We start from the raw sequence: 22,482 nt of genomic DNA on the forward strand, positions 1-22,482 counted from the left end.
GAACCCGCCTAATGGCGGGTTTTTTGCTTTCTGCACCAAAGAAAAAAATGGGCTAGAGTCAAAACTCTAACCCTATTGTTTACCGCAGGGTTATGCTTCGGTTTGTAGGGATTGCTTTTTTAGCGTTTCTATCATGTGTTCACGCATTTTAAACTTCTGTAGCTTGCCTGTTACTGTCATTGGGTACTCTTTTACTACACTAATGTATTTAGGCACTTTAAAGTAGGCAAGTTTTGATTTTAAGTAGTCTCGTATTTGCTCTTCATCTAAATGCCTATTGTCCTTTGCTTTTATCCAAAGGCACACTTGCTCGCCATACTTATTATCGGGTATGCCGAACACAGCTGCGTCGGATACATCGTCATGTTGGTACAGCACCTCTTCGATTTCTCGTGGATAAATATTTTCACCCCCGCGAATGATCATGTCCTTTATTCTGCCTACTATAGTGACATATCCTTCTTCGTCCATTTCGCCTAGATCGCCAGAATGAAGCCAGCCTTCAGCGTCTATGGTAGCTTTAGCTTCATCTCCCCAATAACCTTTCATTACGCAATAGCCTCTTGCACAAATCTCACCTGGCTCTCCGATTGGAACAGTACTGCCTTGTGCGTCGATAATTTTTACTTCGGTATGAGGCATAGCTCGGCCGACTGTTTTAACCTGTTTTTCAAATGGTGAATCTATATCGGTAATATGATTGATAGGGCTGCATTCTGTTTGACCGTAACCTATAACGACTTCGGTCATATGAAACTTACTATGGACTTTACGCATTAGTTCCTCAGGACATGTACTTCCTGCCATAACGCCAGTTCTCAAGCTCGATAAATCGAAGCCTCCAAAGTTAGGAAGCTCTAGCTCTGCGATGAACATGGTAGGCACGCCGTGCAAGCCTGTACACTTTTCTTCTTCTACTGTGCGAAGCGTTTGTTCAGGGTCAAAAGACTCACCAGGAAATACCGCGCATGCACCAGATGCTAAACAGACTAAGTTGCCCAACACCATTCCAAAGCAATGATAGAGCGGTACGGGAATACAAAGCTTGTCTTGGTGCGTAAATCTCATAGCTTCTGATACTAATAAACCATTATTTAATATATTACGATGAGTAAGCGTTGCGCCTTTCGGGTTACCCGTTGTGCCTGAGGTGAATTGAATGTTGATGTTATCATCAGCATTTAGCGTTCTTTCTATGTCTTTTAACTGCGATTTTAAAGCTTCAGTAGGCTCTACTTGCAGTTTTGAAAATGCCTGTAAGCCGTCTACAGACGTTTCACCGATAGTATATACGTGTTTAAGAGAAGGGAGCTTCGAGAGCGATAGCGCCGCGTCCGTTTCACTCTGTTCGTCAGAATCTAGTTCCGGAGCTAGCTCTTTCAAAATGGCGATGTAGTTTGAGTGTTTAAAAGACTGTGCCATCACCAAGTGCTTTACCCCGACATTGTTAATAGCAAAGGCTAATTCATCTGGGCGGTAAGCTGGGTTAAGACATACCATGATCGCGCCAATTCTTGCCGTGGCCATTTGTACAAGTGACCACTCGATGTTATTGGGGGACCATATCCCAACTCGATCACCAGGCTCTACGCCATTGGCAAGTAAACCACAGGCCACACGTTCTACTTCATGCCAGTATTGCTGATAGGTCCAGTGAATACTCTGATGTTTTACGATGATCGCTGGGTTATCGCCATAATTGTCGACAACCTTTTTGAAGTATTGACCTATTGTGAGTGATGTAAGTTCAGCATCACTAGGACCGCTAAACTCACTTTTTTGAAGTGGGAATACAGTGTTTAACTGTGTATTTGATTCCATTATTCCTTGCCTCCATGCGCGTACGCATATGATTTAAATGTGATTTTGGATAATCGCCATCATGATTTTGAAATCGAAGTACACAATAGCGACCTTTGCGCTAATTACAGAAAGCGCAATTGTGCAAACAAAATATTTAACTTTTATTAACAATATGGTTGCAAATGCGTTTTGTCGACAAGATGTTGGTCGTATACGGTGCTGTTCAACGAAAAATATTAGCGTTTCGTCGCAGACCATTTATTAGTGGGCGAACTGGTGAACTTAGTGGGGTTGTATTGTTTGAGGGAAAATAAAAAAGCCCCGCACTATAAGCGGGGCTACATAGTTGGAAATACTATGAATTATTTAATTTAACTATTCTGATTCAATCTCTTCAAAATAGGTACGGTATTCCATACGAGTTATGTACGAATCTCCGTCTTCATCCATTGAGTCAAAGTCGCCTTCAACGTCGGCCATATCTAGTTCCTTCTTACTAATCTTACCATCGCTATCCATATCGATTTTAGTGAACTTAGTATTGGCCGTTGCAGACATCTCAGTGCGCAACTCTTTATTCTTTTCTGAAATCATTTCGTTATCAGCTTTAGAAAAAAGTGCTGGATTGCCTTCTTCAGTTAGTACAGCGTCTGTTGTACCTTCAGCTTTTACCTGCGTGATAACCTCGTCACTGAACATAGATGGTTTTTCGTCAACAAATGCATTAAATTCTGCGCGGCTAACCATACTGTCGCCGTCAGTATCCATTTTAGATACTAATTTGCTGTCGATAGTACCTGAGGATTCTGAACCGACTATGTAGCCATTACCATCTTGATCGAGCGCATTAAAGCTCTTAGAAATTTTTTCTTCATGATGCCCTGCGAATGCTGACGCAGAAAGTGTAGCTGCAACAACAGCACTAGTAATCATACTTAACTTTGTGATCTTCATAATCAAATTCCTTCTGTTTCTCTTTGCGAACACGGGCTATCAATTGCCCTAATCACTAAATTGAACGCATGTTGATTGAAGTTAATACTTCGCACAAACCTATTTAGCTACTCACAAATATCTTATTCACTTGTCGTGCCAACGAGCTAAGTTGTTGAAAATACGTGTAATAGCTAAAGTTAGAAATAGATTCAGAGTGTAATGCTTTTGTTAATTTGTCACGAAGCCTGAAAGATCTTCATACAGATAAACATAATTAAAATAAGGAAAGTTGAGCGTTAGCTATGCGTTCAAAGCTAAGGGATATCATTGGCAATATACTATCAGCAATGGGTTTTATCTGTTTTTCTATATAGTGGTCATAGTCAAGCGGCGCAGAGATTGTTTCCACCGTTTGTGGCCCTTGAACGGTAATTACATAGGCTATGGAAGTATTAGATTGGTAGCGAAGTGGTAAACCCTGTTCTTCAAATAATTTGTCGGCCCGTCTCGCCGCTTTAACGTGAGGGGGAAGAGATTTCACATACGAAGAAAGTGGCTTTCTGAGTCGCTTTTTATAGACCAACTCTTCATCCATCTTTCCCGCTTTTACTGCGTTTAGCGTTTTATTGATGTACTGCTTTACAGGCTCATTGGTAAAGACTCTTTTGTATAGTTCGTATTGGAAAACTTTAGCAAGTACTGTCCAATCCGAACGCACGTTCTCTAAACCTTTAAAGATAAGCTCACCGTCTTTCATCCCTGCGTAGCGTTTTTTACTACCTTCAGAAGAGCCACGAATTGTTGGCATAAAGAAGGTAGAAAAGTGAGATTCGAACTCAATCTCCAAATGGCAATCAATGTCGAACTGACGCTTAAGTAACTCAGTCCATTTTTGGTTAATAATTTTGGCAAGCTCGCGACCTGTTTCAGAAGGTGTACCTAGTGCAGTATTTCCTTCAACATGCACAAAAGTTGAATCGGTATCACCGTAGATAACTGTATAGCCCAATTCTTCAATCCAACTCGCGGTGGTTTGCATGATCTCATGCCCCCGCAATGTAATTGAACTCGCAAGACGAGGATCGTAAAAAGGACAGCCTCCGCTACCAAGTACTCCATAGAAAGAGTTCATTAATATCTTAATCGCTTGAGAGCGTGGTGCGTCTTTCTGTTTTTTGGCTTCGTCGCGCTGAAGCCATAGGTTTTCAATGATAGAAGGCAAGAAATGTGATTCACGGCTAAATACTGCACCCTTGAAGCCTTCTATAGCGGTTGATGGAGACTTAAGCCCTTCCGCAAGCCCTAGAGGGTCGATTTTGAACGTTCGAATAATAGAAGGGTATAGGCTTTTAAAATCGAGTACTAAAACATCTTTGTACAAGCCAGGTTGGGAGCGCATGACATAACCGCCAGGACTAGCTAAACCGCCATTTTCAGGCCTCACTCCTGCGACATAAGACTTGCGATGTAGCTTGGGCAAATAAACGTTTAAAAACGCCGCTACCGAGCCTCCCGGTCGGCTCATATCTAAGCCGGTAAGAATGCTGCGCAATGCCAGAAAATCAATAAACTGGGTTTTATCCTGAATGCGGTTTACTAGTTCGGTGTCTTTAAAGTTGTAGTTCGCGAGGGCAACAGGATCGCTATGATAAAGGTGTTTTATCGCTTCAAGTTTGTCTGCCGCTTGAATAAGCTTGTTTTCACCAAGCAGTTCTTCGGAAACATGGTCAAGGGAGAAGGACTCGAATTGATAGGTCATGGTTTTAAGTGCTTCAATACCATCAATCACGCATCGTCCAGGTACATCAACGAGTGTCTGATCTTCCCACTGTCTTACTGAAGCCTCTCGGCCATGGCGGCCAATAGCATAATTGAGCGAATTTGCCTTAGCACGGCGGCCCAACACAGCCATATCAAATTGCTTAACATTCCAACCCAAAATAATGTCTGGGTCGTAGGAGGTAAGGTGTGAAAAAAAGGCTTCTAGCAGTTCTTTCTCAGCGCCAACCGTAATGAGCGTGTATGGACTGTCTTCTTGCTCCTGTAATGTCTGCCCAATAAAACTCGGTGGGCAAACAAGCAGCACTACACTTTTTCCTTCACCTGCGAGTGCGATGCTGAAAAGCTCTTCGTGTTCATTACACTCAATATCTATACTTAACGATGTAAAAGTAGTTCTGAAATGGCAGGGCCTAATCTGCGCATTTTCTATAACAAGTTGTGACGCATCATCGACCACTTTTGGAGTAACGAATTCCACTGCGCCATACACAAAGCGCTCCATCAGATAGCGATCGGCCACCCGAATATCGGCTTCATACAATACAATACTTTGCTCTTGAGCGCGTTGACGAAGCTGATGCATTTGCGATTCAGTGGCAGTTTTAACCGTAGCAACAGGTACTTGCTCTAGTGTGTAAAAACCATCTTCTGAAATAATGATCTTAGCTGGAATGCGGCCAGCAATGTCGCGCAATGCAGCACATTGTTCAAGGGGCACAAAGCAAGTGGGGTTTTGAGGCGACGATATTAATCTAGCGGTGTTATTGGCGGTTTTAACCCAGAGTTCAACATATACTTTGCCTCGCTGGGTAAACGTACTTTTGTTGAGTATGAACCCTTGCTGTATTACTGGGGCTGACATGAATTTGTTTTTACTCACCGCTTCTTTAAAGGTGTCAATGTATTAGGAAAGCCCTAAGTGCGTGGACGCTGATCGAATTTTTATAACCACCTATAACCAGCATTTTACGCATTCAGTGAAAAGTGCAAAAGGTACAAAATACGTGGGCTATCAACTTCAACAACCATAGTATAGCGTTTGTTATCACCAACTCCTATAGATCTCTATTCGACAGATATGTTTGTTTTTGTTAACAGAGCGAGTTAGAACGAGACTTGTACTAATTATCTTGCATGAAAACGAAGGTATCAGACAAATAAGATACTGCTAAGTTTACGCACAAACATTATCGAGTAATGTTTTATCGACTTACGGTTTTATCAATACTTGGCGATCGTAACTACGCTACTTTAGCAGCCATTGGAAACCGTGGAACGACTCAGTGAATATTAAAAGATGCAGGCTAGAAAAGGTGAGGGCGATATGGAGTATCTATACGACAAACAGGTAGAACCGGGCGAGCTAATTGAAGTAGCCGACGGCGTACTTTGGCTAACTATGCCCCTTCCATTTGAACTCGATCATATAAACCTGTACTTAATTCGCGGTGAAGGCGGCTGGGTGGTAATTGATACTGGTATTGGAACATCTACTACCAAATCGCTCTGGAAGCGTATATTTGAACAATTAGATGCACCAATTGTAGGTGTCATTGTTACGCATTTACATCCAGATCACGTGGGGTTAGCAGGTTGGATAGCCGATACATATAACGTACCTTTTTATATGACCCAAACCGAGTATTTCACTGCCAGAGCGTTTGCAGCAGGCAGAAACGGCGCTACTAACGCAAGGGATGTACAGTATTACCAACGGGTAGGACTTGATGAATCAATGATTGCAAAGCTGACCTCTGGCGAGGGTAATGGTTACAGCAGTGTTGTCTCGCCACTTCCCATAAGCTATACCCGTTTAAAGCATGGCATGACATTATCGCTTGGCGATAATGAATGGGTGATTATGATTGGACGCGGCCACTCTCCCGAACACGCCTGCCTTTACAATGAAAAGAAAAATATTCTTATCTCTGGCGATCACATTCTACCGATCATCACACCCAATATCGGTGCTTATTCAACGGAGCCTGACGCCAATACTTTAGCTGACTACCTGAACACCTTGCCCCAATTTAAAAGCTTGCCGAAAAATACAACCGTGTTACCCGCACACAAACTTCCCTTTATTGGTCTCAACGAGCGGGTAGACTCGCTCATTGCGCATCACCACGAGCACCTTAAAGCCTTATTAAACGCTTGTGAGAAACCTCAAACGATAGTCGAGCTTTTACCCGTTATGTTCAAGCGCAAACTTTCAAGCCGTAACATGGTGTTCGCTGTAGCGGAGTGCTTGTCTCACCTTAATTACTTAATAAATGAAGGGGATATTTCGCGTACACTAAATGAGGACGGTGTGTATATATTTAAGGTGTGCGAAGCGAGTAAACTAGCGGGCTGAAGAAGATTAATAGCTTAATGACTCAAGGCGTTAATAGGTATTTTTTATCGTAACATAACAATGAGTATCTAAACTGTCTGAGAGTCTTCCGTTTCGCTTTCCTCGCTTGACGGCGGTGGCGCTGCTGGGGCTTTAGGTATCGTAATCTCTACAACAGTGCCTTTTGCTTCTTTACTGCTAATGGATATTTTACCCTGGTGTTGTTCTATGGCGGTGTAAGCCACCGAAAGGCCCAACCCTTGACCTTGACCTTCAGGTTTGGTGGTAAAAAAAGGCTCGAACACGCGTTTTAAATGGTTTGTTGGAATGCCACAGCCTGAGTCCAGTATTTTAATTGTTACTGATTCAGCGGCATCAATGATGGTGAGTTTTATGAAGCCTTTATCATCTATCGCTTGCGCAGCGTTTATCACTACGTTCATCAGGGCTTGTTTCAACGGCCCTGGATTCCCCATAACCTCCACCTTTTCTTGCTCACATTCAATTTTATATAGGGGAGCGCTGTATTGAGCGGAGATGAGCGTGATTAGCTGATTACATATGGCGCATATATCTACTGTTTGCATCCCTTCGGCAGTTTCTAGTGAGAAGTTTTTAAGGTTCTCGACAATATCTTTTACCCTTGTAAGTCCTTCAGTAGACTCTGCAATTAGCTCGGTGATATCGTCTTTCAGTAGGTCATAGTGATTCGACTCGAACAAGGCATCAATTTGTTCTCTTAGCTCGTCGGTGAAGTGTTCAAGTTGACCTTTAACACCGTCACATATGGCAAGAAGGTGTGATGCGTATTGATCTAGCGTATTGAGGTTCGCATTTACAAAGCCAATTGGATTGTTAATTTCATGAGCTATCCCTGCTGCAAGTTGTCCCGTAGAGGCCATCTTTTCAGCTTGAATAAGCTGGCTTTGGGCCGTATCGAGTTTGCGAATGAGCTTTCGCTGCGCTTCGTGCTCTTTTTTTAGGGCTTCGGAAAGTTTTTGCTGGGCTCTGAAATAGCTCGCTTGGGCGGTTACATCTTGCAAGAATATACAGGCTAAACGCTGCCCGGTTTTTTTATCTTTAATAGGCAAAATTTCCATATTTTGGTACATCTGCGTCTCTTCGCCCGTAATAGGCCGAGAGCTTTTGAACGGAAATATATGCGGTCTTTGCTCCCAATAGCTAAAGCTTGGGTGCTGTAATACGAATACCGACTTTAGCCTACGCTTAAGGAACTTACCTTGCCCTTGAAACAACTCAACCACAGGCGTGTCTTTATAACAGTCGCGCATTTTGTGAGGGAGGCGATCCAAAAAGAAGTCGTTGAGATAAACGACGTTAAAGCTTTCATCGACTACACCAATTCCGACAGGTAACTTACCTACCAGCTGTTCAAACATTATGCGAGTAACTCATCCAATGTGTTTTTCATGCGAGCAAGAGATTCATCGTCCAAACAAAAAACAACGCGCATGCTAAATGAGGAAATTGCGATAACGAACTGAACTTCCATCACCAAGCTATGCTGCCACTGGAGCTCATCAAAGTTCGCTTTATCGGGTAAAAACAACGTAGGCATGTTTAAGTTGGTGGTAAGCTCTAACTGATCAGAAAGGCCAGCTAAACATGCGCCCGCTAAGATATTGCAAAGCTCCAGAATGATTTCTTGAATATCTTCCTTACTTAACGGTTCGTCGTAATCCATTAGAGTAGCAACTTCACTCAAACCTGCTTGTGACAGCACGGACATGACTTCACCGTGCACATCGCCCAAGAAAGACTGACGGGTATAAAAGGCATCTTCGGTTTCAAATAAAAGGCTATAGAGCTGAGTTGGCGTGACGGCTGAAATTTTAGGTATAGAAATGTCGATTTTGGTTTCAATAAGTTGAGCGAGCGAGTTCGCGGCTTGCCCCATCGAAATATTTAGCAGTTCTTGAAGGGCATCTCTTTGCTCTTCATCCAGTGGTAGTACGATACTCATAGATACCCCAGCTCAAACAGTGCCATGGCCAACTCTTCTTTATCTAAAGGCTTGCGAAGAAAACGCTTAGCGCCTAAAGACATTACAATTTTTTGCTTTTCTGGCTGAAAATCAGCACTTATTACAATAACGTTTGGCATGTTAGACTTTTCATGTAAATGCTTTAACACGCCAACGCCGTCTACCTCGGGCATGGTAAGATCTAAAAGAATGAGCGCAAATTCGTTTTCGCAGAGAGCATTTATTGCCTCTTGTCCGTTTGTTGCTTCAGTTATCTCGTATTCTAAATCTTGGGGAAGCGAGCGTATAACACTACGCCTCGACAACTTGGAATCATCAGCAACTAGTACAGAAAGTGACATTTACAGCCTCCTTGAATGGCATTTAACGTGATGCCTTTTTAGTAAAGTATGTGCAACTTTTGCGTTACTGCAACAATACCTTTGAAAATATTATTGCAGCCATGCTCTACATGAGAACTTACAGAATTGAGTATATGACAAAGGTGACTTTTGTGCGTATTAGACTTTTAGTTGAATTAGAAGGCTGGTGCTTAGGGGGGAATGAAGAGGGCTAGGCATGTATCTAAGCTGACACATGCCCCTATATTTTTAGCCTTTTCGCATTGCATGCATTTTTTCTAACGCAGCTGGCATTGCATCGACATAACGTTTAACGTCAGCTATTTTGCCCATGCTTACACGAGACCAATTATTGTAAGTACGATAAATGCCTCGGATAAGTACGTCTTTTTCAGCCATAGCTTGTCGAAAATACTCGGCATTGCCATTACCAAGATTAACAAAGATAAAGTTAGTACTAGAGGGTAAGGCTGTCAAACCATTAGCCTTCACAGCGTCCATAACCATAGATTTACCTTCATAAATTTTTTCTTTAGAAAACGTTAAAAAGGCATCGTCATTATAGCTCGCTATTGCGGCTGCTAGGCCCGCTTGGTTCAATGTGTAGCCGCCCATACCAAAGCGATTAATCCATTCAGTATTTTCCTCAGATGCAATTAGATAGCCTACTCGCATACCCGCTAAACCATAAATCTTCGAGAAGGTTCTCGCAACGATGACGTTGTGGCCAGCTTTAACAAGCGGGATCATTGAATGCTTTGGTGGCTCTTCGATGAGTTCGTTATAGGCCTCGTCAACTAAAACAAGTGTCTTTTTCGAGGCTTTGATACAAAATTCGCGAAGTTTATCTGGATCAAGCACTTTACCCGTGGGGTTGTTAGGGTTACAGATATGTACCATACCGATAGAGTCATCAATAGCGGCATACATGGCGTCAAGGTCAATGTCGAGATCTGCTGTATTAGCAATTCTTACTATTTCAGGCGCACCTTGTTTCTCAGGTGCTTTTGAGGTGGTGTCCCAAAAAAGATCCGGACCAAGAATCTTACCGTTTTTACTGGCAGCAACGGCTGCGTAGGAAAGAATTGGGCTAGACCCTGCGCTTAGTGAAATATTCTTACGCGTAATGCCATGACGCTCGGCTATCATATCTAACAGGGTCATCGCTGCTGGATAAGCGTAATAAGCACCTCCTTGAGCAGAGGCCTGAGCAATGGCGTCCAACGCTTTGGGGCTAGGGCCGAACGGATTTTCGTTAGCGTTTAGTTTCGCTACGCCAGGTTTTGGGCCATAAATTACCGATGCCGCTTCATTTGCTGCAGCACTTGAAGATTGAGCGCTAACCAAGTTGCTAAAACCTGTTGCTCCTATGGCTGATGCTGCTACCGAGCCACCTAAAAATAAACGTCTTGAACGGTTATAACTCATAGATATTCTCCTTTTTATTTTAAATGGCTTTATAGAACATTGCGCTTGAAACAATGACGAGATAAATGCCAAACAATCGCTTTAGCTTTTTTTCACTAAAGTTATGCGCCATCTTCGCTCCGATAGGTGCAGTAAAAATTGCGCCTATGCTGATAGCGATGAGCGCTGGAATGTTGATGTAGCCAATAGTGCCAACAGGAAGAGATGCCGTGTCTGGATGCTTCATAAATAGAAAGCCGATAGCACCTGGTAGGCCGATGAGAAATCCAACGCCGGCAGCGGTAGCAACAGCTTGCTGAATAGTGCGTTGGCACATCACCATTGTTATGACGGTTGGCGTGCCCCCCCCTATACCAAGTAATGCAGAGAAGCCGCCCAATACGAATGCTAGTACCGCTTTGCCTATGCCTTTAGGCATATCGAAAACAAGGCCGGGACGTACAACAAATTCAGGGAAAAGAAAATATACAGAGTAAAGCAGTACACCTGCAGCGAATACTACGGTTAAGCCATTCGCACTAGAGTTATTCGCGATTAATAGTCCTCCGCCCACACCAAGAATAAGCCAAATACTCCAAGACTTAAGGATGTCAAAATCAACGGCGCCTTTGGCTCGGTGCGCCATAACAGAACGTGCGCTAGATACGACAATTGATGCCAATGACGTACCTATTGCAACTTTCACTAGTGATTCAGAAGGGGGAGTAAAGAAAGGAAAAACAGCGAGTAGGGCAGGAACAACAACAAAGCCTCCACCATTGCCGAATAGACCTGCGGTAATACCAGCAATGGCACCGGTTATACACAAGGTAACTACAAACCACAGTAGTTCTATTTCCATCAGTTTTCTACCCCACACAATACAGCTTTAAACATTGAATGACCTTTTAAGTTTTACTTATATACAGTTATTTAAAAACGCAAACACCGGCTTGCGCCGGTGTTAGTTAACCCGGGTTAGAAACGAGCAGCTAACCGTGTGTAATAGTACCCACCCTGCCAGTCGACTATCGAGCCAGAGTCATACAGCTCGCCACAACAAGCGTCTCCGTTAGTACTCAGATCTGGGTAGTTATCAAATAGATTTCTGACACCCACTGAAAGCGTAAGGTTTTCGCTAATTAGGTAAGAGCCTTCGATATCAAACATAAATTCGTCGCCGAAGGTTTGAATGCTTGTTGGATCCACACCATCATCGCTCCCCGCGTTTTCGTATTCGCCGAAATAGCTAAGGCGAGCTACCGCAGACCATACGTCGTAACTGTGAGTGACTGAGAACACACCGCGCATTTCAGGTCGGCTATTTTCAAAATCGAACTGATCTTCTGCGTCTAGATATTCGCTGGGGTCAGAGTCAAACTCAGTTTTATTATAGTTAACCGAGCCGGTTAAAACGGTTGAGCCATACTTGGATTCCATCTTGTATGTAGCTACGACATCCAAGCCCTCTGTCACTGTATCGAATGCGTTCTGGAAGAAGAAAACACCACCGATTGACTCTGCGCCCGATACGTTTGCTCCAGCAAGGGCTAAGTAATTCTGGTAAGCATCATAACCATCAGCATCTGGGTCGGTTACCACCGTTGTTGAGACATCACGTGTGGATACAGAGTAAAGGCGGTCCTCTAATTTGATATTGTAATAGTCTACGGTAAGGGTTAAGTCACCATAGTTAGCCGTCATACCTAACGTGAAGTTGGTCGACTTTTCAGGTGAAAGCTCTTCTGCTCCCAGTGCTTGTGCTACATCACCGCCAGCTGGGAATAAGCCCGTAGCTACAGGGAAACCATCAGGCAGGCGAGTTGAAACGTTAGTTGTACCCTGCTGACCTGGTGTGGGCGCTCTAAAGCCTGTACCAAATGAAGATCTAAAACCTACATCGTTGTTTAATTGATAAAATGCCGCGACTTTGTAAACTACCTCAGAGCCAAAATCTGAATAGTCCTCATAGCGTAATGCTGCTTGGGCAAATAGCTCGTCAGTAATGTCTCCCGAAATGTCTGTGTACACCGCATAAGAATCACGTTCATATGAACCTGAATAGTCAGGTGAGTAACCCGGGAAACCGTTAGAACCTACGCCAACTACTGTATAGACAGCATCATCTGGGTCAGCACAATTTAATGTTGAACCGTTTGCAATAACGGCTAGTCCTTCGGCAGTAGCGGTAGTTCCGTCACAAAAGCCATACGGGTCAGAGGTAGCGTAAGGGCCTGCAAAATATGAGCTTACCTCTCCTTCAGAAATTTCATAAGACTCGTCTAGATAGCTAGCCCCAAAAGCGAGTATGTACTCACTCAGGTCGTAGGTGAAATCAGCTTGAATTTGTGTTTCTTCGTTAGTTAAATCGCCGGGCTCAAACGATGTAGGCGACTCATTGCCCAGAGAAGGGTTAATGGTATTTGCTAGCGTGTAAGAAATTTCGTTGTTGCCGTAACGACCACTGATATCGTAAGTAAGATCACCCGACATGCCTTTTATGCCACCCACCATTGAATAATCAGTGACATCACCAAAGAAACGCGGTGTAAACCCGCCAGGGAAAAACTCTGTAGGATTCCAAATAGAACCGTCTTCAAGACGGATATCTTCAATAGTCCCGTTGCCAGGGTAGCGATAGTAGAAAGACCCGTCACCTTCGCTTTCGGAATAGTTACCAAAGGCATAGAGTTCAGCTTCAGCGCTTAGCGCGTATCCCGCGTTGAAAAAGACGCGTTTTCCGCTGGTATTAGGTTGCCCCCATGGTTGTACTACGTCTGAACCATGCACACTGTTGGCCATAGCGGTAGCATCAGCGATGTACTCGGCTGATTGCTCGTCTACACAAAACCATGGTTCACAATATTGTTCGCCTCTATAGGTCGCTTCACTATCTGAGTATTCGGCTGAAATGCTGAAGAATCCATCGTCACCAAGGGCGAAACCTTTGTTTCCTGTAACGGTAATCTGGTCGCCATCACCTTCATAGTAGCTACCATAATCAATGGTGAAAGAGCCGCCCTCAGTATTGTTTTTAAGTTGGAAGTTAATTACCCCTGCGATGGCATCCGAACCATACTGAGCTGCCGCACCGTCTCGCAATACCTCAACACTTTGGATTGCTGCTGTAGGAATAGTTGCGATATCTGGACCTTGAGTACCAGAGCCACCAATTGAAACAAGCGCTGCTCTGTGACGGCGTTTAGAGTTCACCAAAACCAAGGTTTTGTCTGTGGGCATGCCTCGAAGCGTCGCAGGACGAATAAAGGTGCCGCCGTCTGAGATAGGCTGTCTGCCAACAGAGTAGGAAGGTACAAGGGTCATTAGAACGTTGTTCATGTCGGTAAACGCAACGGCTTCAACGTCTTCTGCGGTTAAGACGTCAACGGGAACGGGCGAACTTGTTACTGAGCGCGGCGCACCACGAGCGCCAACAACGGCTATACGTTCTAAATCTTTGGCTTCTGTAGTTTCCTCGCTGGCTTCTTGCGCCTGTACGAGCATTGAGGTAGTGAAAAGGGTTAATCCGGTAAGTGCGTAACGTACTGCAGTGTGGAGTTTCTTTTGATTCATTAGTGTTCCCAATCGTGCTTATTGCTACTTAATTTATGAATGCGGATTAATTGAATCTGCACTCTTTCTAGGCACGCACGAGCACCACATTGATGCATACACATCTTGTAATTGTTATTGTGTAACTCGTGTACAGGGACTAGGCTAAAAACTCTTTGCCGCTGGTGGAAGAAAGAAGAATATTCAGGGGTATAAGAAAAATATTGACCCCTTCGGAAACTCACGGTTTTCTTGGTATTAGACTTAAGTAGCATCTAATGTGAGATTTTTTTAACCCATCTGTGGGCGCTTTTATTTACATCTTTGCTTCATATAACCTATTGGAATGGCATATACCTTGCTGACTTCAGATGCAGTTACGCTGGGCTATTCTCTATTGCCTTCCAAAAGGGGGTTAAGTGCACTCTAAACAGCTACATTACTTTATAACCACAGTACAGCGAGGCAGTATTGCTGCGGCGGCAAGAGCCCTAGATATTGCTCAGCCTGCTATTAGTCAGCAACTTGCAAGCTTGGAGCGAGAAGTCAAAGCAACGCTACTAGAACGAAGTTTTTCGGGTATAAGCTTAACGCCCGCTGGAGAAGTATTTTACAAACACGCAGAGAAAATAATGGGTGAAATTGACAACGTGAAATCAGCGTTGCAAGCATTTCAGGGAGAACAGCAAAAAGTAGTAAAAATAGGAATGCTTCCGTCAATTGGCAACGTACTTTCCCTGCCGTTATTAACTGAGATAACGAGTAATCATAAAGCGTTGAAAGTAGAGATCAGCACTGGGCCTTCATACACCATCAACGACTGGCTCGAATCAAAACAGGTAGATATTGCTTTAACTTATCAACAGGCGATAGAACCTAAATTTATGAGCGTGACCCCTCTTATTCAAGAAGAGCTACATCTCGTTTTTACTGGTTCCCCAGCTTATCCCGAGTACGCCAAGCTTCGAGATAAATCCATTATAAAATTTTGGGAGATAAGTGAACTGCCTCTTCTGTCGCCCGGAAATAAAGATGCGCTTGGCCAGCTTATTGCCGATTATGAAAAAGCCACAGGAGTGAGTTTAAAGCATGATCTCGCTTATTCTGGGCAGCTTATGACCGGCTTAAGACAGGTCATGCAGGGGGAGGGAGTAATGATTCTACCTACTTCCGCGATTTTCCATTTAAGGGAGTCAGGGCTGGTATCAACGCTTAAAATTACTCAGCCTGAAATGCATAGAACCGTGCTGGCGGCGACAAACAAACAGAGAAAAGCTACGCACGAATATCAGCAAGTTATCGATATCATTCGAAAAGTGGTAGCAAAGGAGAATGCGCTCAAACATTGGTGCGGTACCCTAGAGTTTGCGGCGTCATCCTTTGTAGCGAAATCAGCATAATCGAGAAAATCCCACTTTTCATTTATTGAAAATAGCATTTTCTCGATTATGCTTCAGGTAGAACAATATCTACCAATACGGGTAAGTGATCGGATAACACCTTAGTTTTTTCGTTCTTTAGTTTCCTACATGACTTTACCTTAATATCTTCAGTTACCCAGACGCGGTCGAGAGAAAATACAGGGAAGTTGCTAGGAAACGTGGCACCAATTTTCTGTTGCAATAGCAAATCATTTAATGCCTTAAAGGCCTTTGAAAAAAACTGCCATTCGTTAAAATCACCTGCTAGAAATAGCGGCGTTTGTTTTTCTTTTAAACGCCGCGACAAGTGCTCGTGGAGCAGAGAAAACTGCGAACGACGCTCAAGTTTCTTAAGCCCTTTGTGGGTATTCACCACCGTCAGAGGCGTTTTCTCAGTCTTTAATTCAACAATCTGCACGTTTCTTGGCTGTCTACCTGTTTGACTCACATCTATGGTGTCGTGTTCCAACACATCAAAACGGGTCAAAATTGCATTGCCATACCACCCATCAGATTCTCTAATTGCTGGGGAGGGAATCAATTTAAACGTATTGCCAGCGCAGATGTCTTTTACATCTTGCGCTGTATCTCGTTCGGGAGGGCGCGTATCCATTTCTTGAAGCAAAACTACGTCAGCACCGCTGTTCGCAAGAAACTGCCCAATACGTTTGTAGTCGTGCTTCTTATCCCTGCCAACTCCGCTATGGATATTGTAGGTAACTATGCGGCACATTTTTCAGACTCATCCTTACAGTTGTTACTGCCTTCTTCCGTGTCGTTATTAGCCTCTTTTCGAGCTTGATAGTAGCGCGCGAATTTTTGCGACCCCCAAATCATCAAGCCCCATAAAATAATGCCTCCCACAAGGTAGCTAATAGTTTTTACAGATGGATTCTGCCAAATTTGCGCAATGGAATCGCCAACAAGGCCTTTGGCTATCATTGGAGGGAACATGCCTAAAAACGTACCTACCAAGAATTGAAAAATGCCTATAGATGAAATGCCCGCGACCAAATTTACCAAACTAAATGGTGCAATCGGCAACATTCGAATGGCTGCTACGCCAACTACACCACTGCGTTTCAACTTTTCATCCACTGCGGCAACCTTTGGCCCACCAATCTTTCTAAGCCCAGCGTTACCCGATAGCTTGCCGATACCAAACATAATTGCTGAACTCATTAGCGCGCCCATAATGCCGTAAATGGGCCCCCAAATTGGACCAAAAATAGCGGCTACTGCTAGAGATAGTACGGTTACCGGGAAGAACAAAACGCCGCCGACTACATACACGAGCAAAACAGTTGGAAGGGCAAAATAAGTGCCTCTACTTTTTTCTAAAAAGGCGTTGATGCTGTCTGAGCTTAACCATGGAATTGACTGGCTTGCCCAAAACATCAGCCCGCCAAGCACCGCAATAATGGCAATGCCAATTAAAATCATTATGCTGCGACGCTTGGGGTTACGAGCAGGTAGCGCGTCACCATCAAATGTAGGTACTGAAATAAGCGGTTCTTCTGGGTCTGATAAGGCGCGAAATACATTTTTAACCGAGTGCTCTGTAAATACTTCGTCGCGAACTTCGGTAAGCACATAACCATGTGCTATTTGATCTTGCATCAATGCTTCAACAGGGAACTGGCTGTTAAATATCTCCGGCATCGCATCTATATCACGACCTGTATGCTCAGCAAGTAGGTCGTTTCTCACTTGCTCTATACACGCTTGGTTGTCTTTACTATTGCCGAACAAAACCGTATCAATTTCAGTGTCGAGGGTCATTGAACGGTTGCTTAGGTTTGAAGACCCAATAACAAGGTACTTGTTATCAATGGTCATCACCTTAGAGTGAATGCGTTTGTATGCTTTTCGCCCCTGCATGTCTTCTATTGAAGAGTAAGTCAGCTTTACACGTTTCGGGTCTATGCCTTTTTCCAAAATCGCTTTGAACTCAATACGGCTAGCCCAAAACGCCTCACATTCAAACTTACCTTTAGGTTCGTAAGAGCTAACAATAACAACGGAAAGATTTGGCTTTAACTTAAGTTGCTTATTAAGCGCTTCAGCGATTTCTTGACGAGTCGTGAACTGGTTTTCGATATAGATAACCGACTCTGCTTCGCCAATTAGGTCGAGTAGCATATGACGTACTTCTTGCGCTGGCTCTGCTTCATCCATAAATGGAATGGTTCGAGCAAGTGCACACTCTACGTTTTCAAAAAGTGGAGGGTAGTCTTCTGGCCATGCTTCAGGCAAAGGCGCATTTTCATCAATACGCGCATCTTCACGAATATTAATAGGGGTGTCTTCAGCTACTCGCTGCCATCTCCATCTAACAAGTTTTGCAAAGTCGGCGACGACAGGCCCGCTTGAAACCATTTGAACATCGTGTAACGGACCGTACTCGCCGTCGGGACCATCTCTTTCCTCTGAAACCACGGGGTGGTCTCGCGTATCCCAACGGTTAGTCGAAACATCCATACCGCCTGAAAAAACAAGTTCGTCATCAATAACTACAATTTTTTGATGCTGGCTGCCGCCCATTGGAATGGTATCGTCTAGCTCAGTTTGAACATTGTCAGGCGTTTTCTCTTCCCACACTTCTTTTGCCCACATTTCACGTTGAGCGAAGAAGGCCAAAGAAGAATCCCAGCGCAGTAAGTAAATTTTGATGTCTGGGTTTTGCTCTGCTTTCCATTTGAGCAGGTCACTAATAACACTCGGTGCTTCGCTGTTAGCTTCATCATCGCCACGTAACAACCGAATGCGACTGTCTATATCCCAACCAACTATAAAAATACTGTGTTTGGCTTTAACAATTGAGCTATGCAAGGCTTTGTAATAGTTTCCGCAATCTATCAAAGGAGTAGAGAAACGAGCTTTGTTCTCTACCCAACAGTTTTGACCTGGTTGGAATATACTTTTGCCTGATTGCATGTTTTGTACCTGCTATTCGTTTTATTAATCTAAAAGTGAGGTTGCAGAATTCATACCTGCTGGTGGATACTTTTTAATGATTTCAATAGCTTGATTTATAAAGAGATATTTGTTTTTTTGGCGGAGGGCATTATGTGAGGTGTGTAGTAAAATGTAAGATTTTCACAACCTAGGAAGTTTCATCGTTATCGTTTAACTGAGCTCAGAGATTTCAATGTATATTGCATTAACAAACTGTTTGCTTGCTAGTATCGCCTTACGTTGCGCGCAGCAGAACATCAGAAAATGTTCCATTTAAAGTAGTAACAGTAACCAATTTCTAACAGAGGCAGAGAGTTGATACTTGGATAAAAGAAAGCCTGCGTGAAAAACGCAGGCTCTGCTTATTAATATAGAAATTTAAATTCGGGTAGGTCTTCTATTTAGAAGCGGTATTCTAACCTTAGAAGCGATATTCTACACCGATACTCGCTTGCTTAAGATCGGTTTCAAAGTCCGTGTCGTCGATATCATCAAACGCTTCGTCTGCGTCTAGTTCTGTGTCGTATACAGTGTACTCGGCGTTCACTAGGAAGTTGCTAGTAACCGCATAGCTTAGACCAGCACCCACGAAAAGGCTTTCATCATCGTTGTCACGTGAAACACCCGCAAAGTTGTACTCTGTTTCAGACCATAGCTGACCTGCTTTAGCATAAAGAGAGAAGCGTTCGGTTAGCGGAAGGATACCTTTAATAGCGGCTGTATAACCATCCGTCTCAGCACCTGCAATATCGTTACCGTAGTCACCAAAATCGATATAGCCACCTTCAATAGCGACCCATTCGTTAAACTTGTAGCCTACAAGACCTTGCCATACGTCTTTGTCATCATCGAAATCATCTTCGCCTTCAACGCGCAGGTAACCATAATTACCACCTACATAAAAACCACTGTCTTTTGCTTCAATTTGATTTGATTGAGCGTGTGCGCCGAACGATGCCATCGCGCTGATAGAGGCAACAGTAGCAAGTCCAGTAAGTGTCTTAAGTGTGTTTTTCATAAGTTCATCCTCATTACTTCTTAATAATTCATCGACTTCTCACTTGAAGCCGACGTGTCCTGATTACACACTTTCTGTTTCAACTGCTGTGCCATGGTAGAAATTTCAGTGTTCATTTCAAACTAGAGCAAAATTTACAGGAGTGGTCGCATAATTGTTTGTTATTTATGCATTTTAGACTTGTATTAAAAACCACTGCCAAGCGCCATAAGAAAATTTTTCCTAGAGTCTGAAAGAGATTCATAAATACGCGTTGCGACTAGAAATACTTCGACTATATTTTGAACACTAATAGCGCCAATAACAGAATACGCTTTTAAGTTGTTGAAATTTATCAGGTTTATTTTAATTGGATTTTCCAATCACTTGAATTCATTTTATCAACTGTAAATATTGCGTAAGCGTGTCTATCTTTTAACAGCTTATGAGGTAAACAAAATGTTAACGGGCGGCGGCACTTTAAGTGCTTATCGCTTGATAACTAAAACAAACTCAGATGGGAAAAGACCATGACTTTAAATAGGTTTAAAAAAACTACGTTATCGGCACTAGTGGCGCTTTCGCTAGGCGCATCAGGTGCTATTGCTAATGACCAGATCAGTAAGCCCGCTGGTGCTAAAGGCACAGGGATGACTAAAGCTTTCCAACCGAAGACGAATCAGTTTTGGTGGCCTGATCAACTTGATCTCTCTGCGCTTCGAGATCACGACAACCGTTCTAACCCGCTAGGCGAGGATTTTAGCTACGCTGAAGCTTTTGCCAAACTTGACCTTGATGAAGTCAAAAAAGACGTAAACGAGCTGCTTACTACGTCTCAAGATTGGTGGCCAGCAGACTTCGGCAATTACGGTCCTTTCTTTATTCGTCTTTCTTGGCACAGCGCAGGTACCTATCGTACTTTAGACGGCCGCGGTGGCGGTGATGGCGGCCAAATGCGTTTTGACCCATTAAACAGCTGGCCGGACAATGGCAACCTAGATAAAGCTCGTCGCTTACTTTGGCCAATCAAACAAAAATACGGTGAAAGTTTATCTTGGGGCGACTTGATGATCCTTGCCGGTACTGTGGGTATGGAAAATATGGGTTTCGATACCTATGGCTTTGCTGGTGGTCGTACCGACGATTGGGAACCTGATATGGTGTATTGGGGTCCGGAAGTGGAAATGCTAGCTAGTGATCGTGAAGAGCGCGACGGCAAGCTTCAGCGTCCTCTGGGTGCTACGCACATGGGCCTAATATATGTTAATCCTGAAGGTCCTAAAGGTGTACCTGATCCAATGGGATCTGCGAAAAACATTCGCACTGCATTTAGTCGCATGGCGATGAACGATGAAGAGACTGTAGCGCTAATCGCTGGTGGTCATACATTCGGTAAAATGCACGGAGCACACAAGCCTGCTGATTGTCTAGATGCTGAGCCAGGTGGCGCAGGCTTAGAAGAGCAGGGACTAGGCTGGAAAAATAACTGTGGAAAAGGCAATGCTGAAGACACAGTTACCAGTGGTTTAGAAGGGGCGTGGACACAATTGCCGACTAAATGGACAAGCTTATACCTTCAAAACCTACTTGGTTTTGAGTGGAAGCAAACCCGTAGTCCAGCCGGTGCTATTCAGTGGGTCCCTACTGATGAATCGCTTCACAAGTCAGTGCCAGATGCACACGTGGAAGGTAAGAGAAACCCTCCTGTAATGACCACTGCTGACCTTGCGCTTAAGTATGACCCTGAGTATCGCAAAATTGCCGAACGCTTTTTGGCAGACCCTAAAGAGTATCAAACGGCATTCGCTAAAGCATGGTTTAAGCTAACACACCGTGATATGGGACCAAAAGCACGTTACCTAGGTAACGATATCCCAGAAGATAACTTTATCTGGCAAGATCCTGTGCCTAAAGCTGACTACAAAACGATCTCTGATAAAGACGTTAAAAAGCTTAAAGCAGACATCTTAGAAAGTGGTCTAACGGTTCAGCAGCTTGTAAAAACAGCGTGGGCAGCGGCGGCAAGTTTCCGTGCATCTGACTTGCGTGGTGGTGCAAATGGTGCACGTATTGCGCTAGAGCCACAAATGAGTTGGGAAGCTAATGAGCCAGAGACAGTAAAAGCTGTAGTGTCTAAGCTTAAAGAGCTACAGGAAGAGTACAACTCGCGCATGTTCTCTAAGAAGAAAGTGTCACTTGCCGATTTGATTGTTATTGGTGGTGCAGCAGCTATCGAAAAAGCAGCGGCTGACGCGGGTGTTGAAGTAACTGTACCTGTAGTACCAGGTCGCACGGATGCAACTCAAGAGCAGACAGACATTAACTCTTTCTCTTTGCTAGAGCCGACAGCTGATGCGTTTAGAAACTACTACAACGCTGAAGCCAGCTATCGTTCGCCGACTGACATGTTGGTAGACAAGGCTGATCAACTGAACCTGACTGTACCTGAAATGACCGTATTATTAGGTGGGTTACGTTCACTAGGGGCTAACGTAGGTGATGCCAAACACGGTGTATTCACTGACAAAGTAGGCACGCTTAATAACGATTTCTTCGTAACCCTACTTGATATGGGTGTTAAGTGGAGAAAAACTGATAACCCATCGGTATATGAAGGCGTGAACAGAAGTACAGGTGAAGTTATGTACACAGGTACTCCTGTAGACCTCATCTTTGGTTCAAACAGCGAGTTACGTGCTGTAGCCGAAGTTTATGCTTACGACAATGCGAAGAAACGTTTTGTTGAAGACTTTGTGGATGCATGGACTAAAGTGATGACGCTAGACCGCTTCGACTTACGTCACGACCTAAATGCCAGCCTAGGTAAATAGGTAAATAGATAGAGCGAGTCTGCTATCGCGAACTTCTTAGCGATAGTATCAAAGTTTAAAAGGGCGCTTCGGCGCCCTTTTTCTACGCTGAACTCACAGCTACTTTATAAATTG

At 43.8% G+C, this 22,482-nt stretch carries 15 protein-coding genes; 3 read left to right on the plus strand and 12 right to left on the minus strand.

What is annotated here, in order from left to right:
• Positions 1-90 precede the first annotated feature (90 nt).
• The 3 genes from ACYTPF_RS11865 to ACYTPF_RS11875 all read right to left on the minus strand — a co-directional run bounded on the left by ACYTPF_RS11865 (position 91) and on the right by ACYTPF_RS11875 (position 5,383).
• Complete coding sequence (locus ACYTPF_RS11865) at positions 91-1,821, minus strand: AMP-binding protein (protein ID WP_461852337.1); 1,731 nt, start codon at positions 1,819-1,821, stop codon at positions 91-93.
• A 357-nt stretch (positions 1,822-2,178) separates the two neighbouring features.
• On the minus strand, positions 2,179-2,757 hold the full coding sequence (locus ACYTPF_RS11870; RefSeq protein ID WP_461852338.1) for an EF-hand domain-containing protein: 579 nt from the start codon (positions 2,755-2,757) through the stop codon (positions 2,179-2,181).
• A gap of 256 nt (positions 2,758-3,013) precedes the next feature.
• Positions 3,014-5,383: a DNA polymerase II gene (locus ACYTPF_RS11875; protein WP_461852339.1), complete on the minus strand. Its 2,370-nt coding sequence runs from the start codon at positions 5,381-5,383 to the stop codon at positions 3,014-3,016.
• Between the two features lie 462 nt (positions 5,384-5,845).
• Here ACYTPF_RS11875 and ACYTPF_RS11880 point away from each other — a divergent pair, with 462 nt between their 5' ends.
• Positions 5,846-6,877, plus strand: a complete 1,032-nt coding sequence (locus ACYTPF_RS11880) for an MBL fold metallo-hydrolase (RefSeq protein ID WP_461852340.1) — start codon at positions 5,846-5,848, stop codon at positions 6,875-6,877.
• Between the two features lie 68 nt (positions 6,878-6,945).
• Here the strand turns inward: ACYTPF_RS11880 and ACYTPF_RS11885 are convergent, their stop codons facing one another.
• The 6 genes from ACYTPF_RS11885 to ACYTPF_RS11910 form a co-directional block, all read right to left on the minus strand.
• Entirely contained in the window at positions 6,946-8,256 is a 1,311-nt protein-coding gene (locus tag ACYTPF_RS11885) for a sensor histidine kinase (protein ID WP_461852341.1), read from the minus strand.
• On the minus strand, positions 8,256-8,840 hold the full coding sequence (locus ACYTPF_RS11890) for a chemotaxis protein CheX (RefSeq protein WP_118492212.1): 585 nt from the start codon (positions 8,838-8,840) through the stop codon (positions 8,256-8,258). Before ACYTPF_RS11890 ends, ACYTPF_RS11885 begins: the two co-directional genes overlap by 1 nt.
• Positions 8,837-9,202 carry a response regulator gene (locus ACYTPF_RS11895; protein WP_461852342.1) on the minus strand — a complete coding sequence of 122 codons (366 nt, stop codon included), beginning with the start codon at positions 9,200-9,202 and terminating at the stop codon, positions 8,837-8,839. Before ACYTPF_RS11895 ends, ACYTPF_RS11890 begins: the two co-directional genes overlap by 4 nt.
• Before the next feature lie 249 nt (positions 9,203-9,451).
• The gene (locus ACYTPF_RS11900; protein ID WP_461852343.1) at positions 9,452-10,630 is read right to left on the minus strand and encodes a pyridoxal phosphate-dependent aminotransferase; all 1,179 of its coding nucleotides are present in this window, start codon (positions 10,628-10,630) and stop codon (positions 9,452-9,454) included.
• A gap of 19 nt (positions 10,631-10,649) precedes the next feature.
• Positions 10,650-11,471: a sulfite exporter TauE/SafE family protein gene (locus ACYTPF_RS11905; protein ID WP_179984541.1), complete on the minus strand. Its 822-nt coding sequence runs from the start codon at positions 11,469-11,471 to the stop codon at positions 10,650-10,652.
• A gap of 116 nt (positions 11,472-11,587) precedes the next feature.
• Positions 11,588-14,182, minus strand: a complete 2,595-nt coding sequence (locus ACYTPF_RS11910) for a TonB-dependent receptor plug domain-containing protein (RefSeq protein WP_461852344.1) — start codon at positions 14,180-14,182, stop codon at positions 11,588-11,590.
• A 398-nt stretch (positions 14,183-14,580) separates the two neighbouring features.
• Between ACYTPF_RS11910 and ACYTPF_RS11915 the strand changes: the two genes are divergently transcribed.
• Positions 14,581-15,561, plus strand: a complete 981-nt coding sequence (locus ACYTPF_RS11915; RefSeq protein ID WP_461852345.1) for a LysR family transcriptional regulator — start codon at positions 14,581-14,583, stop codon at positions 15,559-15,561.
• Positions 15,562-15,607: 46 nt separating this feature from the next.
• On the opposite strand, the gene ACYTPF_RS11920 is transcribed toward ACYTPF_RS11915, so the two are convergent.
• The 3 genes from ACYTPF_RS11920 to ACYTPF_RS11930 form a co-directional block, all read right to left on the minus strand.
• On the minus strand, positions 15,608-16,315 hold the full coding sequence (locus tag ACYTPF_RS11920; RefSeq protein WP_179984538.1) for an endonuclease/exonuclease/phosphatase family protein: 708 nt from the start codon (positions 16,313-16,315) through the stop codon (positions 15,608-15,610).
• Positions 16,303-18,519 carry a VTT domain-containing protein gene (locus tag ACYTPF_RS11925; protein ID WP_461852346.1) on the minus strand — a complete coding sequence of 739 codons (2,217 nt, stop codon included), beginning with the start codon at positions 18,517-18,519 and terminating at the stop codon, positions 16,303-16,305. Before ACYTPF_RS11925 ends, ACYTPF_RS11920 begins: the two co-directional genes overlap by 13 nt.
• Positions 18,520-18,961: 442 nt before the next feature.
• The gene (locus tag ACYTPF_RS11930) at positions 18,962-19,558 is read right to left on the minus strand and encodes a porin family protein (protein ID WP_179984536.1); all 597 of its coding nucleotides are present in this window, start codon (positions 19,556-19,558) and stop codon (positions 18,962-18,964) included.
• A 509-nt stretch (positions 19,559-20,067) separates the two neighbouring features.
• Between ACYTPF_RS11930 and katG the strand changes: the two genes are divergently transcribed.
• Positions 20,068-22,368, plus strand: a complete 2,301-nt coding sequence (gene katG, locus ACYTPF_RS11935; RefSeq protein WP_461852347.1) for a catalase/peroxidase HPI — start codon at positions 20,068-20,070, stop codon at positions 22,366-22,368.
• Positions 22,369-22,482: the final 114 nt, after the last annotated feature.

The organism is Alteromonas sp. HB246098, from assembly GCF_054890645.1.

What these genes read in the sequence shown, in the direction of transcription:
- ACYTPF_RS11865 (WP_461852337.1), bottom strand. Translation starts at nt 1,821, where the DNA reads ATGGAATCAAATACACAGTTAAACACTGTATTCCCACTTCAAAAAAGT.
- ACYTPF_RS11870 (WP_461852338.1), bottom strand. Translation starts at nt 2,757, where the DNA reads ATGAAGATCACAAAGTTAAGTATGATTACTAGTGCTGTTGTTGCAGCT.
- ACYTPF_RS11875 (WP_461852339.1), bottom strand. Translation starts at nt 5,383, where the DNA reads ATGTCAGCCCCAGTAATACAGCAAGGGTTCATACTCAACAAAAGTACG.
- ACYTPF_RS11880 (WP_461852340.1), top strand. Translation starts at nt 5,846, where the DNA reads ATGGAGTATCTATACGACAAACAGGTAGAACCGGGCGAGCTAATTGAA.
- ACYTPF_RS11885 (WP_461852341.1), bottom strand. Translation starts at nt 8,256, where the DNA reads ATGTTTGAACAGCTGGTAGGTAAGTTACCTGTCGGAATTGGTGTAGTC.
- ACYTPF_RS11890 (WP_118492212.1), bottom strand. Translation starts at nt 8,840, where the DNA reads ATGAGTATCGTACTACCACTGGATGAAGAGCAAAGAGATGCCCTTCAA.
- ACYTPF_RS11895 (WP_461852342.1), bottom strand. Translation starts at nt 9,202, where the DNA reads ATGTCACTTTCTGTACTAGTTGCTGATGATTCCAAGTTGTCGAGGCGT.
- ACYTPF_RS11900 (WP_461852343.1), bottom strand. Translation starts at nt 10,630, where the DNA reads ATGAGTTATAACCGTTCAAGACGTTTATTTTTAGGTGGCTCGGTAGCA.
- ACYTPF_RS11905 (WP_179984541.1), bottom strand. Translation starts at nt 11,471, where the DNA reads ATGGAAATAGAACTACTGTGGTTTGTAGTTACCTTGTGTATAACCGGT.
- ACYTPF_RS11910 (WP_461852344.1), bottom strand. Translation starts at nt 14,182, where the DNA reads ATGAATCAAAAGAAACTCCACACTGCAGTACGTTACGCACTTACCGGA.
- ACYTPF_RS11920 (WP_179984538.1), bottom strand. Translation starts at nt 16,315, where the DNA reads ATGTGCCGCATAGTTACCTACAATATCCATAGCGGAGTTGGCAGGGAT.
- ACYTPF_RS11925 (WP_461852346.1), bottom strand. Translation starts at nt 18,519, where the DNA reads ATGCAATCAGGCAAAAGTATATTCCAACCAGGTCAAAACTGTTGGGTA.
- ACYTPF_RS11930 (WP_179984536.1), bottom strand. Translation starts at nt 19,558, where the DNA reads ATGAAAAACACACTTAAGACACTTACTGGACTTGCTACTGTTGCCTCT.
- katG (WP_461852347.1), top strand. Translation starts at nt 20,068, where the DNA reads ATGACTTTAAATAGGTTTAAAAAAACTACGTTATCGGCACTAGTGGCG.